This window comes from Paenibacillus sinopodophylli (genome assembly GCF_005930355.1).
Taxonomy (GTDB): Bacteria; Bacillota; Bacilli; order Paenibacillales; family Paenibacillaceae; genus Pristimantibacillus; species Pristimantibacillus sinopodophylli.
In genome coordinates this window covers 274,219-298,709 of sequence record NZ_VDBO01000005.1, presented here as the reverse complement: position 1 = coordinate 298,709, position 24,491 = coordinate 274,219, and the positions used below count along the sequence as shown (strand labels likewise).

Annotated in this window: 23 protein-coding genes and 1 other annotated feature; of the genes, 13 read left to right on the top strand and 10 right to left on the bottom strand. The window is 47.3% G+C overall.

Annotation, left to right across the window (positions count from 1 at the left end):
• Positions 1 to 123: 123 nt before the first annotated feature.
• The 3 genes from FGT79_RS20255 (at position 124) to FGT79_RS20245 (ending at position 3,472) form a co-directional block, all read left to right on the top strand.
• Positions 124 to 1,026, top strand: a complete 903-nt coding sequence (locus FGT79_RS20255) for a manganese catalase family protein (RefSeq protein ID WP_138754638.1) — start codon at positions 124 to 126, stop codon at positions 1,024 to 1,026.
• 193 nt (positions 1,027 to 1,219) lie between these two features.
• Positions 1,220 to 1,891, top strand: a complete 672-nt coding sequence (locus FGT79_RS20250) for a PDDEXK family nuclease (protein WP_138754637.1) — start codon at positions 1,220 to 1,222, stop codon at positions 1,889 to 1,891.
• 453 nt (positions 1,892 to 2,344) lie between these two features.
• Positions 2,345 to 3,472 carry a winged helix DNA-binding domain-containing protein gene (locus FGT79_RS20245; protein ID WP_138754636.1) on the top strand — a complete coding sequence of 376 codons (1,128 nt, stop codon included), beginning with the start codon at positions 2,345 to 2,347 and terminating at the stop codon, positions 3,470 to 3,472.
• Between the two features lie 20 nt (positions 3,473 to 3,492).
• On the opposite strand, the gene FGT79_RS20240 is transcribed toward FGT79_RS20245, so the two are convergent.
• A complete protein-coding gene (locus FGT79_RS20240) occupies positions 3,493 to 4,680 on the bottom strand; it encodes an aminotransferase class I/II-fold pyridoxal phosphate-dependent enzyme (protein WP_281285996.1) in 1,188 nt (395 codons plus the stop codon).
• A 254-nt stretch (positions 4,681 to 4,934) separates the two neighbouring features.
• Positions 4,935 to 5,171 (bottom strand) — a binding site (T-box leader).
• 245 nt (positions 5,172 to 5,416) lie between these two features.
• Between FGT79_RS20240 and FGT79_RS20235 the strand changes: the two genes are divergently transcribed.
• Complete coding sequence (locus FGT79_RS20235) at positions 5,417 to 6,094, top strand: class I SAM-dependent methyltransferase (protein ID WP_138754635.1); 678 nt, start codon at positions 5,417 to 5,419, stop codon at positions 6,092 to 6,094.
• Between the two features lie 242 nt (positions 6,095 to 6,336).
• Positions 6,337 to 6,678 carry a hypothetical protein gene (locus FGT79_RS20230; RefSeq protein WP_138754634.1) on the top strand — a complete coding sequence of 114 codons (342 nt, stop codon included), beginning with the start codon at positions 6,337 to 6,339 and terminating at the stop codon, positions 6,676 to 6,678.
• 134 nt (positions 6,679 to 6,812) lie between these two features.
• Here FGT79_RS20230 and FGT79_RS20225 read toward each other — a convergent pair whose 3' ends face one another.
• On the bottom strand, positions 6,813 to 7,028 hold the full coding sequence (locus FGT79_RS20225) for a hypothetical protein (protein WP_138754633.1): 216 nt from the start codon (positions 7,026 to 7,028) through the stop codon (positions 6,813 to 6,815).
• A 357-nt stretch (positions 7,029 to 7,385) separates the two neighbouring features.
• Positions 7,386 to 8,075 carry an S-layer homology domain-containing protein gene (locus FGT79_RS20220; RefSeq protein ID WP_138754632.1) on the bottom strand — a complete coding sequence of 230 codons (690 nt, stop codon included), beginning with the start codon at positions 8,073 to 8,075 and terminating at the stop codon, positions 7,386 to 7,388.
• A gap of 312 nt (positions 8,076 to 8,387) precedes the next feature.
• On the opposite strand from FGT79_RS20220, the gene FGT79_RS20215 reads away from it, so the two are divergent.
• From FGT79_RS20215 to FGT79_RS20185, 7 genes are all read left to right on the top strand, one after another.
• Positions 8,388 to 9,788, top strand: coding sequence for a stalk domain-containing protein (locus tag FGT79_RS20215; protein WP_138754631.1), 1,401 nt, complete (start codon positions 8,388 to 8,390; stop codon positions 9,786 to 9,788).
• Positions 9,789 to 9,807: 19 nt separating this feature from the next.
• Positions 9,808 to 10,671 carry a phosphate ABC transporter substrate-binding protein gene (locus FGT79_RS20210; RefSeq protein WP_138754630.1) on the top strand — a complete coding sequence of 288 codons (864 nt, stop codon included), beginning with the start codon at positions 9,808 to 9,810 and terminating at the stop codon, positions 10,669 to 10,671.
• A 165-nt stretch (positions 10,672 to 10,836) separates the two neighbouring features.
• Positions 10,837 to 11,799: a phosphate ABC transporter permease subunit PstC gene (gene pstC / locus FGT79_RS20205; protein WP_138754629.1), complete on the top strand. Its 963-nt coding sequence runs from the start codon at positions 10,837 to 10,839 to the stop codon at positions 11,797 to 11,799.
• Between the two features lie 14 nt (positions 11,800 to 11,813).
• Positions 11,814 to 12,704: a phosphate ABC transporter permease PstA gene (pstA, locus tag FGT79_RS20200; RefSeq protein ID WP_425465032.1), complete on the top strand. Its 891-nt coding sequence runs from the start codon at positions 11,814 to 11,816 to the stop codon at positions 12,702 to 12,704.
• A 166-nt stretch (positions 12,705 to 12,870) separates the two neighbouring features.
• Positions 12,871 to 13,362, top strand: coding sequence for a DUF1648 domain-containing protein (locus FGT79_RS20195; protein WP_138754627.1), 492 nt, complete (start codon positions 12,871 to 12,873; stop codon positions 13,360 to 13,362).
• A 94-nt stretch (positions 13,363 to 13,456) separates the two neighbouring features.
• Complete coding sequence (locus FGT79_RS20190) at positions 13,457 to 14,233, top strand: 3'-5' exonuclease (RefSeq protein WP_138754626.1); 777 nt, start codon at positions 13,457 to 13,459, stop codon at positions 14,231 to 14,233.
• Between the two features lie 86 nt (positions 14,234 to 14,319).
• Positions 14,320 to 15,198, top strand: a complete 879-nt coding sequence (locus FGT79_RS20185) for a DMT family transporter (RefSeq protein WP_138754625.1) — start codon at positions 14,320 to 14,322, stop codon at positions 15,196 to 15,198.
• Positions 15,199 to 15,250: 52 nt separating this feature from the next.
• Here FGT79_RS20185 and FGT79_RS20180 read toward each other — a convergent pair whose 3' ends face one another.
• The 5 genes from FGT79_RS20180 to FGT79_RS20160 form a co-directional block, all read right to left on the bottom strand.
• Positions 15,251 to 15,814 carry a nitroreductase family protein gene (locus FGT79_RS20180; RefSeq protein ID WP_138754624.1) on the bottom strand — a complete coding sequence of 188 codons (564 nt, stop codon included), beginning with the start codon at positions 15,812 to 15,814 and terminating at the stop codon, positions 15,251 to 15,253.
• 20 nt (positions 15,815 to 15,834) lie between these two features.
• A complete protein-coding gene (locus FGT79_RS20175; RefSeq protein WP_138754623.1) occupies positions 15,835 to 16,779 on the bottom strand; it encodes an iron-siderophore ABC transporter substrate-binding protein in 945 nt (314 codons plus the stop codon).
• Positions 16,780 to 16,909: 130 nt separating this feature from the next.
• Entirely contained in the window at positions 16,910 to 18,505 is a 1,596-nt protein-coding gene (locus FGT79_RS20170) for an AraC family transcriptional regulator (protein WP_171056343.1), read from the bottom strand.
• A gap of 204 nt (positions 18,506 to 18,709) precedes the next feature.
• A complete protein-coding gene (locus tag FGT79_RS20165; RefSeq protein WP_138754621.1) occupies positions 18,710 to 19,450 on the bottom strand; it encodes a class I SAM-dependent methyltransferase in 741 nt (246 codons plus the stop codon).
• 23 nt (positions 19,451 to 19,473) lie between these two features.
• A complete protein-coding gene (locus FGT79_RS20160) occupies positions 19,474 to 19,899 on the bottom strand; it encodes a DUF6157 family protein (RefSeq protein WP_138754620.1) in 426 nt (141 codons plus the stop codon).
• 207 nt (positions 19,900 to 20,106) lie between these two features.
• Here FGT79_RS20160 and FGT79_RS20155 point away from each other — a divergent pair, with 207 nt between their 5' ends.
• The gene (locus FGT79_RS20155; protein ID WP_138754619.1) at positions 20,107 to 21,498 is read left to right on the top strand and encodes an aldehyde dehydrogenase; all 1,392 of its coding nucleotides are present in this window, start codon (positions 20,107 to 20,109) and stop codon (positions 21,496 to 21,498) included.
• A 9-nt stretch (positions 21,499 to 21,507) separates the two neighbouring features.
• Here FGT79_RS20155 and FGT79_RS20150 read toward each other — a convergent pair whose 3' ends face one another.
• Together FGT79_RS20150 and FGT79_RS20145 are read right to left on the bottom strand one after the other, a co-directional pair.
• On the bottom strand, positions 21,508 to 21,987 hold the full coding sequence (locus FGT79_RS20150; protein WP_138754618.1) for a heme-degrading domain-containing protein: 480 nt from the start codon (positions 21,985 to 21,987) through the stop codon (positions 21,508 to 21,510).
• A 105-nt stretch (positions 21,988 to 22,092) separates the two neighbouring features.
• Complete coding sequence (locus FGT79_RS20145; protein ID WP_138754617.1) at positions 22,093 to 24,456, bottom strand: glycoside hydrolase family 95 protein; 2,364 nt, start codon at positions 24,454 to 24,456, stop codon at positions 22,093 to 22,095.
• Between the last annotated feature and the right edge of the window lie 35 nt (positions 24,457 to 24,491).

Here is a 24,491-nt window from a genome sequence, read left to right as displayed (position 1 = left end):
GGCTAATTGAAACGTTTTCATCCTCTTGTATCCCATTTGCATGTTTGAGCTTAAATGAACATTCGTGGATGAGTATTGTGAGTCGAGGTCATACTAGCTAAAAATTAGGAGGATGATACCTGCATGTTTAAGCGTATGGATGAGATCTTGATTGAAATTCCGAATGTTGAAAAACCGAGTCCTAACGCCGCTGCTGCCGTGCAAGAATTGTTGGGCGGGAAGTTTGGCGAAATGTCGACGTTAAACAATTATCTCTATCAATCCTTTAACTTTCGTTCCAAAGAAAAGCTAAAGCCCTTTTACGACTTGGTTATGAGCATTACGGCGGAGGAGCTTGGACATGTCGAGCTTGTATCGCATGCCATCAACAAATGCCTAAGAGGCTCTACTGCCTATAAAGAACCAGAGCAGACACCACTGGGTTCTGTGCAGGACGCGCGTTTATCCTACCATTTCCTCTCTGGTGCTCAAGGTGCTATGCCCTTCGATTCCATGGGCAATCCTTGGACGGGAGCCCATGTATTCAACAGCGGCAACCTCGTCGAGGATCTGCTCCATAACTTCTTCCTCGAATGCGGCGCGAGAACTCACAAGATGAAGGTTTACGAAATGACCGACCATCCAGCGGCAAGAGCTGTTGTCGGCTATCTGCTCGTTCGCGGCGGCGTGCATGTCGTTGCCTATGCTAAGGCGCTGGAAATCGCCACTGGCGTTAATGTTACCAAATTAGTACCCATTCCTTCTTTAAGCAACAAAGCGTTTAATGAAGCGAGAAAATATGAAGAGAAAGGTGTCCATACGAAGCTGTATACGTACAGCGACAATGACTTCAACTCGATTGACCAAATTTGGAAAGGCACGCATCCCGAGGATGATTTACCGCTGGAAGTACTGAAAGGCACGCCCAAAGGTTTCCCGATACCTGAAGCTCCAGCCGCGGAAGAGGAGTTTGCACCAGGTATATCGGAGGAAGAATTCAAAGCGATCGCTCAGCGGCTGAAGCTGGCTGGGAATATAAAAGAGTAAATGCGATTTTACTGCCACGTACTGTAATGTCATGTTCTCATAGCTGTTACAGACTAATGTTCTCACATCATTTGAAGCTGAAGTCTCTTGGTCTCTGTCCGGTTGAGTGATATACTTGCAGCAGACGAAGAACGTCCTTATGCCTATTCATGGCTTAAGGGCGTTTTTTTATTTTGTTAGGAGGTTTGTTGAAATGAGCAGCTTTGAGCAATCCTATACGGTATTTTTGGAGCTTCATGAACAACGGCGATTTGGAGAACGCAAAGGAAGGCTAGTAAGAGGACATGGCTTTGCTGAGAAGCTACTGCTTCAGAACGTATGGTGGCCGCTTTTTAGAAATTTCCACAATCTCCATCCCGAATACGAGATTTATGATTGGAATCGAAAATCTCAGTTTCTCGATTTTGCTTTTCTCCCCGAATTCGGACGCTTCAGAATAGAATGTGACGGTTTTCAAAGCCATATTAAGGATATGGATAGAGAGAAGCATAGCTACGCGGTAAACCGCGACAACTTCCTGACTGGAATGGGATGGAAAATGTTTCATTTTACATTCGATGACGTAAAAAACCGCCCTGAAATTTGCCGCATGCTGCTCCAGCTGTCGCTTGCCCCTCATCTTATTCGCGGCGAAGTACACTCACAAACTAATTTTAAAGAACGTGAGGTGCTGCATTTAGCTTGGTCACTCGGACGAAAAATACGTCCCAAAGATGTTCAAAACCATTTCAAACTAAATTTCCGCACTGCTCGTCATAGACTTCGTACGCTAGTGGAGAAAAAGCTACTGCGTCCTGTCATCAATGGCAAGGATGTGCGTTTTTACGAGCTTACCGAAGACTCGTTACAACAATTAATTCACTAGATTGCTATCCAGGAAACCTTGCTGACTCATCGTACCCACCAGCCTACGTTGCAGTTTATACACTCTAATCGTCGTTTAAGTAGCCACTCTCTTGCTACGTTGCAGTTTCTACAACAGAACCTGGCTGTCACAGCTAGGTTCTCACCCACGAGGAGGATTCTGCTGCAGTTTCTGCAATATAGACTCACAACTTGCCGGCTATATGAGGTTTCCATTGCAATAAGTGCAACATAGGCAGGGGTTGGTTAGTTAAATGAGGGATCCGCAAGGCTCCACAGAGGACGAGGTGGAATGCAGAAATTCGCAAGGCTCCAAAAGCCGGCTAAACTCGCAACGATCGACAATTCGAGGCGGTTAGGGATGCTAACCTTGACATCCTACTGCCAGAGTTGCTAAGTTAAGTTTCAACTATGCTTATCTTTAACCTGAGTCCTATGAAGGAGGCCTTGAACGATGTCCCTATCCTTACGATCAAGCAATACTTCTGCTCCCCTGCTTAGCACAAAGCAGCTAAACCGAGCATTACTACATAGACAGATGCTGCTTGAGCGTTCCAATGTAACTGCGCTTGAAGCGATCGAACAGTTGGTAGGCATTCAGGCGCAAGCTCCTACTCCCCCATACTTTGCCCTTTGGACTCGCCTTGAGAACTTCCAACACGAGGAATTGTCTAGCTTATTCATAAACCGAGAAGTTGTACGTATTGCGCTTATGCGTTCCACAATCCATCTGGTTAGTGCGAAGGATGGTATGGGGCTGCGGCCTGTTGTTCAACCTGTCTTGGAGAAGAGCCTGCAAAGCACGTACAGAAAAGCGTTACACGGAATCGAGCTTGCACCCATTGCCCATGAAGGATGCCGTTTAGTAGAAGAAGACCCGATCACCTTCAATGAGCTTGGCAAGCTGCTAGCAGAAAAGTGGCCCGATCTGGCTCCATCCGTTCTCAGCGCAGTCGTCCGAACGCTTGTCCCGCTCGTACAAGTCCCCCCGCGCGGAATTTGGGGCTCCAGCGGTCAAGCTGCTCATACTTCTGCAGAGAGCTGGCTGGGCAAGTCGCTTGCTCAGCCACCTTCCCTTGAATCCATGCTGCTGCGATACCTCGGAGCCTTTGGTCCCGCAAGCATCAAGGATATGCAGAGATGGTCTGGTCTCAGTAAACTGCGTGAAACGGTTGAGGCGCTGCGTCCTAAGCTGAGTACTTACACGGATGAGCAAGGAAACGAGCTGTTCGACCTGCCGAACGCCCCTTTACCGAAGGAAGATACGGAAGCACCGCCACGATTTCTTTCTGAATTTGACAATATGCTTCTCTCCTACGACAACCGCAGCCGCATTATCAACGAGTGCCATAAACCGCTCGTTTTCACTGTGAATGGCATTATTCGTTCCACCATTCTAATTGATGGCTTCGTATGCGGCACTTGGCGAATAGAGCAGACGAACGAATCGGCAAGCCTTCATATTCACCCGTTCGAGAAGCTCTCCCCTGCGGAGCGCGAGGCACTGACCGCAGAAGGAGCGAAGCTGCTTGCATTCGCCGCCGCTTCCGCCTCCTCTCGTACGATTGTTTTCACAAAATAATTACCGCCGTTCCCTCTTGCTTACCCACCTAGCAAACCGGAAGCTCTCAAGCAGCGATCCATTCGCTCCAGCGCTTCCGTAAGCCTGGATACGGAAGAGGCATAGGAGCAGCGAAGGAAGCCTTCTCCTCCTAAACCAAATACATGCCCAGGAACCGTGGCAACACCTGCTTCAGCTATCAGCTTCTGTGCGAATGCATCTGAGCTCAGCCCGGTATGCGCAATGGACGGGAACGCATAGAAGGCTCCTCTCGGCTCATGACAAGGAAGTCCAATTTCCCTCAAGCCTTTAACAAACATACGCCTGCGCTGTGCATAGGCCTCGACCATCATATCCTTCTCCTCCAACCCATCTCGAAGGGACGTGATTGCAGCGATCTGACCAAGGATCGGCGCACACATTACCGTGTATTGGTGAATTTTGAGCATGGCAGCAATCAGCTCCGGGTGGCCGCAAGCGTAACCGATCCTCCAGCCTGTCATCGCAAATGCCTTCGAAAATCCGCTAATAAGCAGCGTCCGGTCCATCATGCCGGGCAGTGAAGCGAAGCTAACATGCTTCTCTCCGTACGTAAGTTCTGCATAAATCTCATCAGAGATCACGATTAAATTGTTCTCCTCCACTAGCTTAGCAATCGGCAGCCAATCCTCATACTTCATAATTCCACCAGTTGGATTATTAGGGTAATTAATAATTAACACCTTGGAACGCGGACTAAGCGATGCCTTCAGCGCATCAGCCGTCAGTTTGAAATCGTCTTTCGCATACGTCTCCACCTCGACAACCTTCCCGCCGTTCAATTGCGCAATGGGTGAGTACGCGATATAACTTGGAACTGGAACGAGAATTTCATCCCCAGGCCCAATTAGCGTTCGAAGCGCAAGATCGATTGCCTCACTGCCGCCGACAGTCACAAGGATTTCATTCGCAGGCTCATACTTAATTTGAAAGCTATTATGCAGATAACTTCCAATCTCTTCTCGCAATTCAAGCAAGCCTGCATTAGGCGTATAGGAGGTTTTACCCAGCTCAAGTGCACGAACGCACGCTGCCCTCACATGCTCAGGAGTAACGAAATCAGGCTCTCCAACTCCGAGCGAGATGATCTCCTTATTCCCTTCGGCCAAGCTGAAAAACTTTCGGATGCCCGAAGGCGGAATTTGCTTTACGATTGGCGAGATCATCTCACTCATAGACCATGATTTCATGTTAGTTCCTCCTAATTTAGGTTGCCCAAGCAAAAACGCCTTCTGCGTCCTTTAAGACGCTGAAGTAGCTTTGACGGTGAAATATAAGCCCTTTATAAGCTAACAAACTTATAATTTCTTATATTTCAAGGTGAAACGGCAGTCGCCGTTCTTTGGCGGCGCAGCGCGCTTCAGTCCGAGAAATATAAGCGGAGCATAAGGGTGAAACTTATACTTTCTTATATTTTGAAAAACAAAAAAGAGACCCATCCCTATAAAGGGACGAGTCTCCACCCGTGTTACCACCCTAGTTTCACGCCAAAGCGCGACACTCTGCTCATGCATCAGTCAATGCATGTTCCCGTTAACGCTGGAATTGCGGCAGAGCTTACTCTCGTTCAGCCTGCTTCTCGGAGATGGCTTTCCGCTATGACCCGAACGTTGGTTTTCAGCTGCCCCAACTCTCTGTTCGATCGTGCCCGTAGCGTACTCTTTCTCGTCATTGAATGTAAAAGCTATTCAGATTGTCATATACAATCATCGATGATCATGAAATTTTCACCAATCTTAACACCAATATTGTTTATATGCAATACCCATTTTTTAACTCATATCGCATTGCACATTAATAGTTTAAAACTATAAAGATTATTCATTTTATATATTTCAGTTATGAATGCAAAAGCTGTAACATACAACGTAACTAAGCACAGAAGCACACATAATCATCCTTAATAACCGAGGAGGAACTAGAACGATGAATAATATCGTAAAAAAACACTTTGATGCCGTCGCTCCGAATTATGACCGTCAGCGCCGTCAGCTTATTCCCTGCTTCGATGACTTTTATGGTTCAGCCACTCATGCTGTAACCTGTTCGAACGCAACTCCCCGTATTCTCGACTTAGGTGCAGGGACCGGTCTTTTCTCATCATTTGTACGCAGCAAATATCAAGACGCCACTTTCACACTCATTGATTTAAGCGAGGAAATGCTCAAAGCTGCGCACGCTCGCTTCGGAGATGATCCTGCATTTGAATTGATTGCCGCTGATTATTCGAACTATAACTATGCAGGGAAATACGACGCTGTTATATCCTCCCTCTCCATCCATCATTTAACGCATCCTGCCAAAAGAGCACTGTTCTCAACCATTCACAAGCTTCTCATTGATGGCGGTACGTTCGTCAATGCCGATCAAGCGGCCGGATCGACGCCATATTGGGACGATTACTATATGTCCGAGTGGAAGAACACTATTCGCAATAGCGGACTGTCCGAAGACGCCATTCAAGCTTCAATCGAGCGTCGTAAGGTCGACATAAATGCCAGCGTACCGGATCAGCTCACTTGGCTCTCTGAAGCTGGCTTCACCTACTCCGATTGTATTTATAAATATCACAGCTTTGCCGTTTTTGCAGCCTCCAAAATTTAAGTAAACAGATAAAACTTATCACTCCATATCATCAAATAAGCTGCGCCGCCAATACCGACTAATCAAGTTGGTATTGGCGGCGTTTTTTGAAGGCCAGCTGTACTTCCTGTATAGCCTGTAGCAGCAAGACAGCCCGCCAATTGGAGGACATAAGCAAGATTTTAAAATAATTACTTGCATTCCCATTAATTCCGAGTATAATACTAGGTATATGAAAGCCAAAGAGATTGGAGCTGCTCCTCATGACTTATTCAGAACAACAAATAGCTGCCAAATGGGTAGATGATTATTTGGATCTTTATAACTTTGCCGTAACGAATGGAGATGTCGAATGGCAGCAGCAAATTATCCAAACTCTGCAGGCCAAAGACAACCACATTCGCCTTGAAATTGAGCATGGTATTCGCGTAGATCTATGGCTCCGTTTCGATAACATTAATCGTAAAATGCTTGATATATACGAACAACTGCGTAATGCTCAGCATTCAGAGCAGCAGCAAAAACAGCTTAGGGATAAGGTTTGGGAGTTCAAGCTTCAACGCGTCATGATTGCAAGCAAGCTTAAAGCGCACTACGCTTGGTAAGAACTAGGTACGGGGCACAATTAGAGGATACTCCATATTACAAGGCAAAAAAAAAGCCTGCATGCAGTGAACTGCTCTGCCGGTCTATCTCAAACAATCCATCTATGAATGGTCAGATTCATAGGTGAATGCTATTACATCGATACTTGCTCCATGTCACGCATCATTTTCATCATCATCGTAGACATTTCGTCGCACTCTTGCATCTTCATCATCATCATGTTCGTATCCATGCTGTCCATCATTTTCATTTCCATACACATGTCCATCATCATCTTCATGGATTTCATCTTGCACATCATTTCTTCCATGCACATGTTCATCATCATTTGCATCGCCATCTTTTCCATGTCCGTTCACCTCCTTCAAAACCTCTTATTTACAAGATACTATAGCCTAGAAAATATTTCAAGGCTTTTTTTGCTATTCATATTGATTTTTCATGAAGAGATATGATATAAATAAAGATTACACTTTTAATTCATATTTATCCGCTTGGATTTATCGCGATGCTCGGACAATAACGATAAGCTGCTATCTCGCCAGTTAAGCCTTCTATTTGAAATCCTTTTGCTACTATTAATCGCGCGATCCCTCTCTCATAGAAGACTTACCTACAGCAGCATTTCCTGTTTGTACATAATAAAAACGAGACTGCTCCTCAGATACAGAATCTGGAGAGCAGTCTCGTTTTTCATTAAAGCTTATTATTCGATCGCTTCTGGAGCCGTTTGCTCTGGAACAGCGGTTTCTTTGTGTGCTTCAATAAAGGCATGCGTATTATAAAGCATCGCCGCAGCCTCACCTCTTGTCAGCACATGCGATGGATCGAAATTGCCTGCTTCATCTAAAGAGGCGATACGATATAGAAGAGCGCGTTGAATCGTTCCTTGATAATCGATCGTGATATCCTCTTCATCTAGAATCGGAATGAACATTTTGATAGTAGCGTATTGACCTGTCAGCTCAAGTGCTTGAACCAGGTAATGGGTGAACTGCTCTTTCGTAAGCGGTGCAGAAGGATCAATATCAGCTGGAATATCCAAACCATTATAATGCGCAATAATGAAATCCTCTGCGTACCATGCATCGTTTTTCACTTGGGTAAAGTAGTCGTCAGCTTCTGGAGCCTTAACGAAGCTAATAGCTGCCAAGCTGATCTGAGTCGTTCTCACGATTAAGGAAATTCCTTGAGCGGTTGTCAGACTGTCCTCCGGATGGAACGCCGAATCACTTACCCCTTTCAAAATACCCTGTTGCTGCAAGGATTCAATTTGTACTTTATTGCTTGAGCTGCCGATATCGCCAAAAGGAGCCGAAGCGAAAGCTTGTGTTGTAAAGGATGCAGAAAGCATGACTGCGACCGCTGCAATTGCTGTGCTCATTCGTTTCTTCATGGTCGTCCACCTCTTCTGGTTGATTTTATTTGTTCTCCTATTTGAACGACTCCCCGCTTGAAAAGGTTGCAGCCGACTTAAATCAATAGACTGTTTTCTAGTTCGATATAACTCCTCTCATTTACAAATTCAATACAATTTCTAAATGATGGGATAATAATTGGCTGATATGATCTAGTAGAAATGAATGACATACGAAGAACTACTCCGAATTAACGCTGTCTGGGAGGGATCAAGCTGCTTACATACCGACCGCAGCGTCGGAGATTTGAATCATAATAAACCCCCATTAGAGAAAGGTGATCTCATTCCATGCAAATGAAAAAAGCAATGGCTATCTCCATGATCGCAGCAGCAATTAGTGTATCAGCAGTGACTCCAGCATTCGCCAACACGGCCGCTGCTAACCAAGCTGTACAAATCAGTACTACAAACTTTTTTGTAAATGCAAATCCGGTTTCCATTCGTACGATCGTAGACGGCGGCGTTACACTCGCATCGGTTCGTGACATAACTAACGCAATCGGCGCTACACTGCATATCAACAGCGACCGGACAGTAGTTGTTAAGTTCGGCTCGCACACATTGAAGCTAAAGAATGCCTCCACATCCATTAACTTAGATGGCGCTGCTAGAACGATCTCTCACCCGGCGAAGGAAGTCGCTTACTCCACCTTCATCGAGCCTGCTGCATTCGTTAAAGCACTTGGCGGCAGCTACGATAACAACTCCATCAGCACGGTAGAGCTTCTGGACGGAGCAGAACATGCGATCTGGGCTAATGCTTCCCAGCTTATTGTGTCGAACACAGCAGGCGAAGGACGCGAGGACTACTTGGTTAACGCTGCTACCGGTAAATATGAGCTGCTGCTCGCATCCGAAGGTGCTTCTGAGCTTGTTCTCTCACCTGATGGCAACCACGTTGCTTACTCCGATGCGAACGGTGCCGTATTCACGATTGACCTAAGCACGAAGCAGCCTAAACAAGTAAGCACGGATACATCTATTAAGAACGAGCTGCAATGGTCAACAGACGGTGCATCACTCTTCTTCCTGCAAGGCGACAAAAGCTCGGTTGTAGCGAAAGTAACGATTGCTGACGGCAAAGTTTCCAAAGTGCTGGAAGATAAAATCGATTACAAAGCGAACCTTGAAGTTTCTGCTGACGGTACACAAGTCGCATTCTACGTGTTCAAACAGCCAAAAGTAACAGCTGACAGCAGCAAAGATGTTGAGCTTGATGATGTTGCTATTGATGCTACAGGAACTGAACCGCAAATTTACTACTACAACACAGCAGCAGCCGACAATAAGTCAATACAACTGACGAAGGATTCTGCGGATAAAGTATTCCTACAGCTTTCGGCAGACGGCTCGAAGATCAGCTACGTGAGCGTAGGTGCAGACGATGCAAGCGTTGGACAGCTGGTGTCGATCGACAACACAGGCCAAACAAGTACGCCTGCATTCGCTGACAAAGATGTATACCAACTTGTGCAAGGCGGAAGCAAGCTCTATCTATTGACTGCTGACGGAAACAGTACGAACGCAATCTATGAAATCGACAGCGCGACTGGTACAAGCAAGCTTGTACAAACCGTGTCCGATAGCACATCGGAGCTTATTGTATCAAGCAACGCTAACTTCGCCGCTCTTATCGACGGACAACTCGCTGTATGGACTAACGGCAGCTGGAAAAACATTACTAACTAATTAATGGAGGTATTCCCTAATGAAATGGTTTAAACAACTAACAATCGCAGCACTTATCGCCGTAATCGGCTTCAGTTCTGTTCCCGCTTCTACACCAACTGCTACCGCAGCAAGCAAGCTGAGCGGCAAAATCGTAATCAACGGTTCATCTGCCCTTCTACCTTTAACGCTTCAAGCAGCTAACGAATTCAAAAAGCTTAACCCTAAAGTAAAAATATCTGCTTCAGCTGCCGGTTCCATCACAGGACCACAAGCTGTACGCAAAGGCATTGCTGACATTGGAGCAGTTGACTGGGATGCTTCCAAGGATGTTCCTGGCTTCAAAAAATTCGACGGCCAAGTCGCTCACAAGGTAGCTGTTATTCCTTTCGCTGCTGTCGTGAACAAGAATGTTACAGCAACAAACCTGACTACAAAAGACTTGCAGGGCATCTTCTCAGGTAAAATTAAAAACTGGAAGGAAGTTGGCGGCAAGGATGCTGAAATCATCGTCGTTAACCGTACCTTCGGTTCAGGTACACGTGTAAACTTCCAAGACAAGGCGCTTGGCGGTACTGACTTCATGACTAAAGGCGACAACTACAAAGAAGTAAAAACGAGCGGCGACATGAAATCCGCTATTGAAACAACACCTAATGCAATCGGCTATATGGACCTTGCTTATGTAACAGACAAAATGACTGCTGTAAAAATCAATGACATCGCTCCAACTGAAGCGAATGTAATCAATGGCAAGTACAAGGTGTGGGGCTACGGCTACTACATGACAAAAGGCGAGCCTACAGGCGCGACCAAAGAATTCATCAAATACGTACAAAGCACGAAGTTCCAAAACGGCTCATTGAAGAAGCTTAAGTTCATTCCGATCTCAGCGATCAAATAACTTTTGTTCAAAGGAGCGGTCGGCTTGCGCGAATAAGCGCCTGAGCCGGCCGTTCTTTCCTTCAACGGCCTTTATAATTAACCATGTTTACATATTACAGCGAAACGAGCAAAGCGGACTAATCACCGTCTTTCAGCTCCGATCGTTTAGAGGAGCTTACCGTATATGTTGGAATCTACTCATACCGGGCGGCAGTCAGGGCTCTCTGCCGAGCTTGGCAAAGCGATACTCGCTGGCAGCAGCAAGCCGTTTGACCGGAGATCCCGTTTGTTTTTTTCGAACCGCCTCTTCCGCTATCTTTGCATTGCGGCAGCAAGCTTCGTATGTCTGATTCTTTTCCTAATTCTGCTGCTCATGTTCCGTACAGGCGTGCTCACCTTCGGCCAGATATCAATCGCAGACTTCTTCTTCTCAACAGAGTGGAATCCTGAGAATGAACAATACGGAGCACTAATCTTCATCTTCGGAACGTTCGCCTTAACGGCATTAACCTTGCTCATATGTGTGCCTATCTCATTAATTATTGCTGTATTCCTTTCTGTTTTTGTACCACCTTGGCTCAAAAACATGCTGCGTCCTGTACTTGATCTGCTTGTCGGCATTCCATCCGTTGTATATGGGTATTTGGGATTAACCGTCCTTATCCCACTCATTCGTACTGTGACCGGAAGCGGAATGGGCGATGGCCTGCTTGCAGCAGCGCTCGTACTTACCATTATGGTGCTGCCAACCGTAAGCCGAATAAGCGATGACGCAATCAGCGCAGTACCCGCTAAGTTTAGCGACGCCTCCTATGCCCTTGGCGCTACTCGCTTCCAGACGGTATGGAGAGTACTGCTTCCCTCAGCTAAAAGCGGTATTATGTATGCCGTCATTCTCGGCATGGCGCGTGCTGTAGGCGAGACGATGGCTGTCGTTATGGTTATCGGCAACACGCCGCAGCTGGCAGACAGCCTGCTTAAACCTACCTCTGTCCTTACAAGCAACATCGTTATGCAAATTTCCAACGTTCCATTCGATTCAACTTGGAACTACGCGCTTTATTTGATGGGCTTCCTGCTCCTTATCATCTCGCTGTTAATGATTGTTGCCATCCGATGGCTGCAGAAAAGGGGGGCACAAGCGTGAAGCAAGCGTTAGAATTGACTCCGCCAGCTAGTCCCTTCAGCAACAAAAAAGGACTAAACCGCTTGAAGGATCGCGCGTTCACAGGCATCGTCTGGACGCTTGGTGTACTGATTATCGCCTTTATCTTCGGACTTCTCTATTTGATTCTACAAGATGGTCTTCCCAAAATTACTTGGGATTTCATATTCGGCTTGCCGAGTGAAATCGATGAAGGCGGCGGTATCGGACCCACTCTCATCAACTCCTTTTATATTCTGTTCATATCCCTGCTCATTTCCATACCGCTCGGCATGGCAGCAGGCATCTACCTTGCCGAATTTGCACCGGACAATAAACTGATCGGCTTCGTACGTATTTGCGTTGAAGGTCTCGCTTCCGTACCGTCCATTATTTTTGGCTTGTTCGGAATTGCCTTGTTCGTAGAATACTTTGAGATCGGGCTCACCATCCTAGGCGGCGCAGTCAGCCTTGCATTCCTGAACCTGCCTGTACTGACACGCGTTACCGAAGAATCTATCCGCTCCGTTCCCAAGGAGCTGAAGAGCGCCTCCTTTGCACTTGGCGGCACGCATCTGCAAACGATCACACGCGCGCTGATTCCCGCGGCGTTAAACGGTATCATTACAGGGATTTGCTTGGTTGCTGGCCGTGCATTCGGAGAGAGTGCCGTTATTATTCTCACAGCAGGTGTTACAACCTCAGGCGAAATGTGGGATTTCAGTCTGTTCTCGCCAGGCGCTACACTTGCTGTTCATCTTTGGTACGTGCAGTCAGAGGCCATTGTCGGCGACGCGCAGGAAATTGCACAAAAAGCGGCGGCTGTGCTCGTATTCGTCGTACTGCTTATCAACTTGATCTTCCGCATTCCTTTATGGCTCAATGCGCGCCGTACGAAACGTTCGTAATGAGACGCTCATCCGTCCATATAAGCAAAACCTTTCACCAGCCGCATCGACATGGATGCGGCTGGTGTTTTATTAGAAATTAATTGAAAATAAGTTAGGCCTCTGTAAAATGTTTGCGATATAATAAAAGAGTACGCACAAACCATAAGAACGGCGGTGCTGCTCCATGACCAAATTACCTAAGCTGTCGGTTCCCAAAACCATTCTCGAACGATTACATGACGTTATCTCCATTCTGATATTGCTGCTCTCCTTCGTCTATTTCGCAGTGAAGTGGGCTGAGCTTCCGCATACAATTGCGATCCACTTCAACGGAAGCGGCGAGGCGGACGGCTGGGGAAGCAAGGCGATTCTTTTGTTGTTGCCGATTCTTTCACTTGTCATATTCACCTTACTTTCGCTGCTGCGAAAAATTCCCCATCAATTCAATTATATAGCCAAGATTACGGAACAAAATGCTCTTCATCACTACAAAAATGCTATTATTCTGCTTAGCTGGGTCAAGCTTGAAATTCTCCTTATCTTCAGTTATGTGCAGTGGTCCGTCATACAGAACGCGGTAGGCAAATCTATCGGAATTGGCTCTTGGCTGCTACCGATCGCTTTCCTCATTTTGCTTGGAACGATCCTATATTACGTCATAAAAGTAAGAAAATAAGCCTGCAAAAGCATTTTGCCAGATTGTAGTTTCCATCTGGATAACGTTTTCTGATAGAATGGATAACACAGGCTATCTATCGGAGGTTGAACGTTTGGATTATATTATATTGGATATTGAATTTAATGGACGTAAGTTTGCAAGCGAATTGCCTATGGAGGTCATCGAGATCGGGGCGGTTCGTTTGAATAGCTCACTAGAGCAGATCGATGAGTTTTCCGCACTTATCAAACCGATTTACTTCTCCAAGCTGAACAGCTTCATCAAGAAAAAAACCGGCATCCCGCAAGAAGACATCGACAGCGCGAGGCGCTTTCCTAAAGTAATCGGTGACTTCACTGCTTGGCTGAATAAGAGCGACACTTTTCTGTTATTTACTTGGGGCGGCGAGGACTTGAAGCGGATCGTCTTCGATACGCGTATGCATAAGCTCGATGACAGCTTCTGGATGGCAGCCGATTATTTCGATTTGCTGAAGGGATATATTCGCTATAAGAATGTTACGAATGATGTCAGCGTCGAGGCGGCTCTGCTTGATCTTGAGATCGAGGCAGAAGGCTCCGCCCACCGCGCGCTTGACGATGCCCGCATGACGGCGCATGTTTTCCGCAAGATCGTCGGCGAGCTTGATCTCAGCCTCAAGCAGCAGTTCAAAGATATGTATACGAATGCAAAGGAACGTCGAATGGTCAAAAATGCTATTCGCTCCATGACAGCGCAGAAGGTCGTGCCGCAATGGGAAGTTTTTGCAGAGAAATACCTTGCTGGGAAAGCGAGTTTCGAAGATGTGCGCAAGGTCGCAGAGCTTCAGCAGTATTTTGATGCAGAGCTGGAGAAAGCGGCCAAGCCATCCGCTGGACAAGCTGGGTAAGCAATAATAGAACAGAACCCCCGATTCATCATGCGAGAGCCGCATGATGAATTGGGGGTTTTATAAGTATGGGAGAATAGAACGTAATGGAACGCAGCACGAGATCAGTCACAACTTATGAATCGCTTTATGTCATTGGCATTATTGCCATTTCTTTCTCATCCATATTTGTACGCTGGTCGGAAGCCGATGTCGCCGTCATCGCGATGTATAGACTGTACCTGACCAACCTTATCATGCTTCCGCTCGTATGGAAGTATCGCAAGGAGATGTTCCAGCTCAGCGCAAGGCAGTGGCGGCTTCTGACCTTCTCAGGCATTATGCTCGCCTTGCACTTCCTGCTCTGGATGGCCTCCTTGCGTCTGACGACCGTTGCAAGCTCTACCGTTATCTTGACGCTGGAGCCCGTCATGGTCATGCTCGGCTCTTACTTCCTGTTCCGTATCAAAGCCAACCGTATGATGCTGTGGGGCATGGGGCTAGCGCTCGCCGGCTCTGTTGTAATTGGCTCAGGAGACTTCGGCCTCTCTGGCGATGCTCTGCTCGGTGATGTTCTCTCCTTGCTGGGTGCAGCAGCCGTTGCCGTCCATATGTTGATTGGTAAGCAGCTGCGCAAAGATATGAGCGCCTTCGCCTATAATTTCTGGGTTTTTGCGCTTGCCGCTACGGCGCTTGCCTTCTACAATATCGTGCGCGGCAACTCCTTCACAGGCTACAGCTCGAAGGAGTGGGGCTTATTCCTGCTGCTTGCAATCGTTCCGACTCTGTTCGGCCATTACCTGTTCAACTGGCTGCTGAAGCATATGAGCGCCGCCGCGGTATCGATGTCCGTTCTAGGCGAGCCAGTCATTTCCTCTTTGCTCGCATGGATGCTGCTCAAAGAAGCATTGACCGCGTATCAGCTGGCAGCTGGAGCACTGATTCTGTTCGGGGTTTGGCTATTCATTCGGCATGGGAAGGAATAATACAACAGAAGGGTAGGAAAGAGCGGCTTTCGGCTCCTTCCTACCCTTCTGTCTATCCCTTATGCCACGTAACGAGCTGCTCAGCCGGCTTTCTAGGCTTCGCCTTAGGAATCTTCTCCGCTTTGATATATCCCAAATGGAGCGTACCTACTATTTTCTCATTCGGCATGATGCCTGTTCTCTCTTTGAAAGCATCCTCGCGATTGTACTCATGCGTCTTCCACACGAAGCCCATTTCCCATTCCCAAGCCAGCAGCTGCATATTCTGAATGAGCGAGGCTGCAGCAAGTAGTGCATCTTCCATCTTACCTGGATGCTCATCCTCTGGAACAACGATAACAATATGAACGGGCGTCTCCTGCTCATACTCATAACGAGCGCCTGCTCCATATCGCTCCAGTTCCTCCTTCGTATAGGTAGACAGCACAGCATCAGCGAATGCCTTGCGTCCATCCTTCATAAACACGATAAAACGCCAAGGCTCAACACGGGAGTGGAAAGGTGCCCAGACTGCAGCATTCAGCAGCCGAAGCAGCATGTCCTCCGTAACTTCCTTATCCGCAAAGGACCTAATCGTTCTACGGTCCCGAATCGTCCGCTCGATCCCATTATGCAAGTAGACTAACCTCCTGCGGTTTACTGTTTATTCTGCTGAATAGCAGCTACAATTTCATCTACCGCTCTGATTGTGGCAACCGGCGAGAAACCGAAATTCATCCACTCTTTATCGCCAACCAAATAAACTTGATTCGCTTTAACCGCTTTTAAGCCCTGCCATACAGGACTAACCTTCATATCATCATATATTTTTTGCGCGCTAGCTTTATCTTCCCCGCCATCTACTTGGAGAATAATATGATCCGGATTGTATTCAGTCAACGTTTCCAATGAAATCGCTAGACTGCCTTCCTCTTTCGGGTACGCAGCAACAGTCTGTAGGCCGAGCTCACCGTGAATGACTTTTCCTCTATCGGAGATTTCACCCATAATATAGCTTTCCGTCTGCATAATTCGCATATATACGAACGTTTCGCTTCCAACAATCTGTTGTAAGGAATCTTTAGCTTCCTGAATATGTGCCTCGTAATCTGTAATGACCTGCTCCGCTTTTTCTGTTTTATCAAGCGCCGCAGCCACATCCCGCAGCTCATCGCGCCAGTTGTCGCGGTCTGGCATCAGCACGGTTTTGGCAATTTTGGAATATTGGTCATACACCTTCTCATCCCGCCATTTGGGAGCAATAATTAGATCCGGCTCCGCCGCAAGCAAGCCTTCCAAGTTTTCACCGTTGCCTAGTTTAGCTACATCTTTGAACGCATCATTGAAATAGCTTGGAAACTCTGCATGATAGTTTTCAGCCGCAACGGGCGTAACGCCAAGAACATATAAGAAATCCGGATAAGTAACCGAAGTGGCTACAACTCTTAGTGCTTCTGTTTCTGTTTCTGTTTCCGTTTCAGCAGCTGGAGTAGCTGCATTCCCCGTCTCATTTGTTGCATTTTTTTCATTCGCTCCACATGCTGTCATCACGATTAAGACAAGCGCTATCATCCATACGCTTCCTATTTTCCACTTACTCATGTTCCCATCCCTCTCGCCATCTTCTGTTAATAATAATTCTCATTCTCATTATAGAGGGTAGCCTTGTATTGTACATGGAGCATCGGAAACAAAACATGGAGATATGCGAATAAAGACTGTGCCGTGACTGTTATCCTTTTCTGGCAGCGAATAGTTGAATGATTTCGTCAACAGCGAAATGCGTTGCAAGCGGGGAGAATGAAAAGTTATACCACTCCGCATTGCCTACTTGATAGATTCGGCTCTCCTTGCTTATGGGCAGCCGTTCCCCATTACTCAGTCCCCAATGCTGCTTATCATCTGTTTGTAGAATGATATGGTCCGCCTTCAGCTCGGACAGCCTGTCAAGCGGCAAAACGATGCCATCTTGATGCAAAGCGAATACGTCTGGCGGCTTTAAGCCAAGCTCCGAGTACAAAATGCGCCCTCTGGATGATTGCTCGCCAAACACGACTGCTCCCTCTGAGGTCAGCCGCACGTAAACAACCGTTTCACCTTTCATAGCGAAATATAGCGTTTCCCTAGCCTTGTCCAGCTTATCCGAAAAGCGTTCTATTACGCCATTCGCCTCAGCCCTCTTTCCTAATATTTCTGCCATATCCCGCAGCTCATCTCTCCAATCCTCACGGCTCGGCAATAACACCGTCGTGGCGATACTGCTCAGCTCCTCATAGATTGCTTGATCCTGCCACTCAGATGCGACGATGAAATCAGGCTTCGATCGTCTAATCTTATCTAGACTTAATGTTTTATCGTAATAAAGCTTCTCCACTTTACCGAAGGATGCTTGCAAATAGTTAGGAAACTCCTGATGGGGAGTAGGCGCTGCGATCGGTGTAACGCCGAGCACATGCATTAATTCCGGATAAGTAACCCTGGTGCCGAAATGTCTCCGCTGCTGCAAATAATAACGCGGGGATACGCCAACCTTCTGCTTAAAGCGCCTGCTGAAATAATGCTCATCCTCAAAGCCGACTCGCCTTGCGATCATGTTGAAGCTGTCTCCCGATAGGTTGAGCAAATCCTTCGCTTTCCTAATTCGCAGGCCAATTAAATAATCAAGCGGGTTCTCGCCCGTCATTTCCTTAAAAAGAATGGTGTACCATCGTCTGCTAATATTTGCTAACCTCGCTAGTTGTTCGACGGATATCGGTTCGTCGATATGGCGTTCCATATATTGCAGCGTGCGTTTGACAGCAAGCCGTGGATTTTTGTTTTCTTTTTGAAAACGCTGCTGTTCGATCAATGCAAAAATCAGCTTTTGGAAAATAAAATGACTCGCAATAGCTTCCTGCTCATCCACTGTATTCGCAGCGCGATAAAGCGACTTAACCATCTCTTGAATCGAATCCGTCGCCTCCAGCACAGCGTTTCTGCCTACCAGATCAGCAGATCCATTCGTTAGTTGGGTATGATGATTATGACTATGCTTCTCTGCTTGATAAACTTTATATGTAACCATATAACAGCCTAGAGTCGACTGCCCGTCATTCGTAATCTGCGCCTTCTCCTCCGGTTGAATCATTAGAATCATATGCTGCGCCAGAAGCTGCTGCCCACGCTCAGACTGAAGTACTCCGTTCCCTGCTCCAACAATAAGAAGCAACGGTGCTGCTCCTGCCGCAACCTTCAATTGCTCGCCAGCCGCAGTAGACACATAATGTATATCCTGCATAACAAAAAAAACATCACGGAACGGAAGCTTGTTCGTTATCTGTCTGCTCATCTGTAATCCTCCTCCCACCCTCATTATACATGGTCAATTCACCTTGTATTAGAAAATCGTTGAAGGTGTGTTTGTGGAACTAAGTGGAAGTCGGTACGAAGCGCAGCGTTCCCATAGAGACATCCGTTTTGAAGCATAAGCAGACTGCTAACCGCCAAGGTGTCCTGCTGCTCGCTTATCTGTTTGCACACATTCTGAGCACCCTTAGCCTACCATTTTAACAGCCGCAATCATTAAAAACATCGGACGTCGGAGTTCATCCTGCATGCCGGAATACTGATTCAGCATATCTGGTGATGGCTGAGGCTCTGACAGCACCATAATGCGAAAGCCTGCCTCAATTAGCGTGTTGACGTAGGAGGAAACTGTCCGATGGTACTTCACCACCTCATGATTCAAAAAGCTTGTCTCCCTCATACCTTCCGAATAATAGCCGTCTACAGGCCAGTGCAGCTTCTCCCCATTGGGGCCGTAATGCCAGTCCTGTGCGGCAGCTGCAGTAAAAACGGGATGTTCGACGGACAAGACAAACGAGCCGCCTGCCGCCAACGCTTCATGTACGTTCAAGCATACACTCGCGAAATCCTCTACGTAATGCAGCGCCAGCGAACTTAGCACAACATCAAACTCACCAGCCGTAAACTCCAAATCCTCGATTGCGCAGTTGCGGTACTCAATCTCCGTGTCATTAGTCAATACTCTAGCACGCTCAAGCATATTGCCGGAAAGGTCGATCCCGACGACAGATCGAGCATGCTGCTCTCGTACATATCTGCAATGCCATCCGAATCCGCAGCCGAGATCAAGCACTCTTTTGCCGCCAAGCTCTGGTAGCATCCCACGTAATATATGCCACTCCCCAGCAGCATCCAATCCGCCGATCGAGCGGGACATCGCACTGTAATTGGCAAAGAAACCAGGCTCATCATACTTGTTCTGTTTCATTATATTCACAGCCTCCTAACCGTTTATTTCTTGCTGCTCCGCATGCCTGCAAGTACCTTTATACTCGCATGCTTGCCTGCTGCGAAGTCATGGTATTGCTCAGATTCCCGCGGAACAAGCGCCAGCTTACCCGCTTCGTTGAAATGTATGCCCCAGCCATATTTCTTGGGCAGCATGGAAGCACGCATACATGCCGTAGGCTTTGAGAAAAAAGCTTCTTTCAGCTCAGCCCCGCGCTCAGCCAACTCCTCCGGGGCAATTGACTTATGACGTACATGCACCTCATACAATAACTCCTCTTGTGTATAGCCATATGGCTGCTCTGCGGCAAGCTCATATTCGAGACTCGGCTTCGTCCTTCCACTCTTCTTGTCAGGTGGAACAACCGCGAACTCTGCTGGGCAATCCGGTGATACTGTAATAAACGTATTGTAGTAATTCCAATCCATCGTGAGCGCCTCCTACTCGACATGCATTTTCTCCCATTATAGCCCAATTCATAGACAAGTTGTAATCGTTTACCGATTTGCTTCAAGTACCTTTCACCAGGCAATTATAATTCACAGAAATGTGTCAATCCTGCATAAATAGAAGCAAATTGTAGCCGTGTTTAATATGACCTGTTACTATGTGTGTAATAGCAAGGAGGGATTGGGATGAATACAACGAGCTTGGAAGACATCGAACACATCATTCAAGGACAAAAAACCTTTTTCGAGAAGGGACAAACCAAAGATTTGCAATACCGTCTCCAGCAGCTCGAATTACTTAAGAAGGCGATTATACGCCATGAAAAAGATATTGTAGAAGCACTTTTTCACGATTTGCACAAAAGTGAATTAGAAACCTATATGACCGAAATTCTCATTGCAAAAACAAGCATCACCCATACAATGAAACAGCTTAAAAAGTGGATAAAGCCGAAAAAAGTAAAAACGCCGCTTTATTTGTTCCCAGCCAGCAGCCAGATTGTGATGGAGCCCTATGGGACGGTTTTAATTATCGGGCCCTTTAACTATCCATTCCAGCTTGTCATTGAGCCGCTCATCGGCGCTATTGCAGCAGGCAACTGTGCGATTGTGAAGCCCTCTGAGAATACGCCTCGCATCGCCGCATTAATTAACCAAATCATTAGCGAGACGTTTGACCCTGCTTACATTAAGGTGGTTGAGGGCGAACGGGAAACCACGTCCTTGCTCATTCATGCTCCTGTTGACTATATTTTTTTCACAGGCAGTATTGGGGTCGGCAAAATTGTAATGGAAGCCGCCTCCAAGAGGCTGGTACCCGTTACGCTTGAGCTCGGCGGTAAAAGCCCTGTCATTGTCGATTCTACAGCTAACCTCGACCTCGCTGCCAAACGTATCATCTGGGGCAAGTGCTTGAATACGGGCCAAACCTGCATATCTCCCGATTATGTACTAGCGCATGAATCGATCAAAGAGCCCCTTCTCATGAAAATGAAGGAAGCCATTACCGCTTTCTACGGCTCTGACATCCAGAACAACTACGATTATGGGCGAATCGTCAATCGCGGCCAATTCGACCGACTGGCATCCATTCTTGAGAAGGATCAAACGAGCATCGTATTTGGTGGCCGCACCGACGCTGCTGACCTTTTCATCGAGCCCACGTTGCTTGATGGCGCTGCTTGGGAGAGCGCAGCGATGTCTGACGAGATATTCGGGCCGATTCTTCCCATCCTGACATACAGTCATATTGATGAGGCCGTTCGTGCTATTAATGCGCGGCCTAAGCCACTCTCCTTGTACCTGTTCACGGAGAGCAAGCCGCTTGAGCATGAGGTGCTGAACCGTATTTCATTCGGTGGAGGGTGTATCAACGATACGATTATGCATGTATCAAATCCTAATCTGCCCTTTGGCGGGGTAGGTACATCCGGTGTCGGTGCTTATCATGGCAAACATAGCTTTGACTTGTTCTCCCATCGGAAGAGTATTTTGAAAAAAAGCAGCAAATTCGAGCTTGGTCTTGTGTTTCCGCCATATGATGGGAAGTTGGAGAGAATAAAAAAGCTGCTCAAATGAGCAGCTTTTTTATTGCTGTTTGGTTAGAAACCGGCGTAATACGGTTATTAGCAAATCATGATCCTCTTGATCCGGCAAACCAGAAACCGTAACCGTCCCAATGCGTCCCTGACCCTCTAAGTAGAGTGGAAATGCCCCGCCTGCACCTGCATAATCAACGAAAGGCAGCCCATGCTTCACTTCCATCGTCGTTCCTTCGCTTTGGAGCTGGCAAGCCATTCTCCAAGAGCTCGACCCAAAATGATTCGCAACATTGTTTTTACGACGAATCCAGTCCTCGTTCTCCGGTGAAGTACCCTCCATCGCATGAAGAAACAGCCGATGTCCCTCGCGCGTTATGTCTACTGTAATTCGCTTGTCCGCTTGTTTGGCTTCCTCAACGATCGCAAGCCCAAGCTCCAGCGCCGTATCATTCGTAAACGATGTGAACCGCAGCTCCTGCTCCTCTTGCTCCATTTGCTTGATTCTTTCCTCAATGGGTAGGCTCATGGTTACTCTAGCTCCTCTTTGCTTAGAATCGCAAGGATGCGCTAACCATCCTGTTAGAAACATCTTATCGCGAATTTCATGTCTTGCCAACATAACCATATAAGATTAAGTCAAGCGCAACAGCTGGTAGCTCTCCCCAGCGACCACTTCAAATGCTCCTCCCTCACAAGCGATAGATAATCCCGATTCGCTGTGTACCTTGAACTCTCCACTGTGTGCAATCGTGCAAATTCCGTTTGCAGCAGCCGTTATCGAAGCGCTTTTCCATTTGCCTTCACTCCATACAATCCCAACCGTAATGCCCCCTCTTGCTCTCAATCCAGACGCCATTCCATCCGGCCATTCGCTTGGCAGAGCTGGCAGAAGCACAATCGCTGCTTGGTGGCTTTGCAGCAGCATCTCAGCTATACCTGCCGTCCCCCCGAAATTACCGTCAATCTGGAATGGCGGTCCATCATTGAACAGATTCGGAAGCGTAGAGCGGGAGAGCAGCATGCGAACAAATCGATGTGCCTCATCTCCGTCTCGCAATCTTGCGAATTGATTTATGAGCCAAGCGCAGCTCCAGCCTGTATGCCCGCCGCCGTTATTCAGCCTGCGTTCCAGCGTTGCCCTTGCCGCTGCCCAAAGCTCCGGTGTTTCCTCCGTAAGCTGTTCACCGGGATGCAGATCGTATAATTGGGAAACGTGCCTATGACCCGGCTCGCTTTCTTCGAAATCATAAAACCATTCCTGAATCTGGCCATATTGACCGATCTGCAGCGGCGGGAGCTTTGCCAAAGCTGCCTCCAGTTTTTCTGCAAATGACGAATCAACTTTTAATAATTGACACGCCTTTATACAATGCGTAAACAGCTCGCGGATAATGCTAATATCCATCGTACTTGCGAGTGATACGCTGCTTAATTCACCGCTTTCGGTCACAAACTTATTCTCTGGTGAGGTCGATGGGTTCGTTACCAGATAACCGTCAGGTCCTTCGATCAAGAAATCGAGTAGAAACATCGCACTGCCCCTTAGCAGCGGATAGGCTGTCTTCTCCAGAAAAGCGAGATCCAAACTGTAGACATAGTGTTCCCACAAGTGCCTAGTCAACCAAGCGCCCCCAAGCGGCCAAAACGCCCAGCTAGCGTCCCCTCCGCTTGGAACGGTTGATCGCCATAAATCCACATTGTGGTGAGCAACCCATCCTCCAGCGGCATAATGAATTTTTGCTGTTCGCTGTCCGGATTTTGCTAAATCGCCTAGCATATCAAAAAGCGGACTATGGCATTCGCTAAGCGCACATACCTCCGCTGGCCAATAATTCATCTGTGTATTAATGTTAATTGTATAATTGCTATTCCACGGTGGCTGTACCTGATGATTCCATATTCCCTGCAAATGAGCTGGCTGCGATCCCGGCCTTGAGCTCCCCATTAGCAAGTATCGGCCATATTGCAAATACAACGCTTCAAGCTGTGGATCCCTAACTCCATTCCGATAAGCATTCAACCGTTTATCGGTTGGCCATTGTGCAGCTGGTGTTACGCCTAGATTAAGCTCGACTCTCCCAAACAAACGACTATGATCCTCAATATGATTGCTGCGCAGTCGATTGCTCCCACACTTCTCGGCAGCTTCCATCCGCTCCGTACAGCGTGCGCCAGCCACATGCAATCCTGCTGGTGCTTGATCATAATGAACGAAGTCGGTAGCAGCCGCGAGCAACAACGTCACTTGCCGCGCACCTGTAATATGTAATTTGCCGTCAGCTGTTTCACTTATCGCGCCAGCTTCAATCAGCACCTTCAACTGAAGCGCGAAAGATAGGCTGCCTTTATCCTCGAATAAAATGGGCTCAGGATGATCTCCCATATAATTGTCAGCCACATGCGTCGGACAATAACCGGTAAGAAGCAGCTTATTCTGTTCTGCGCCAACCACCTTATGCGGGAGCAGAGAATCAACGGATACGAGCAGCTCCAGCTCCCCTGCGCTCGCTTCATAAGTAATGACCATTACATCATCCACCGCACTAATATAAGCTTCTCTTACTACATTCCCTTTGCCAAATCCGTATTCCGTCGATGCAACACCAGTCGCCAAGTTCAGCTCACGTCTGTAGCTGTCACTTTCATTTGCCTGAAGTCCCACATGCTCAATCCACAGATTTCCTAGCGGCTGGTAAGGCTCCGTATTTACCCCAAGCATCTTCTCATTGATTAAGCGCTCTGCTTCGGCAAATTCGCCACGATCGACATTCGCCCGTGCTTGTTTCAAATACCTTAATGCTTCATAATTGTTTGTGTCGCGAGGGAAACCCGCCCATAGCGTATCCTCGTTCAATTGAATTCGTTCGCAGCTAGTTCCTCCGAATACCATTCCGCCGAACCGCCCGTTTCCAATCGGCAGCGCTTCTTCCCATTTCATGGCAGGCTGCTCATACCAAAGCTTCCAGGCTTGCTCTTCTTTACCGAGCTTATCCATTTCAATTTCCCCCTTCACATCATACTAATTCCTAT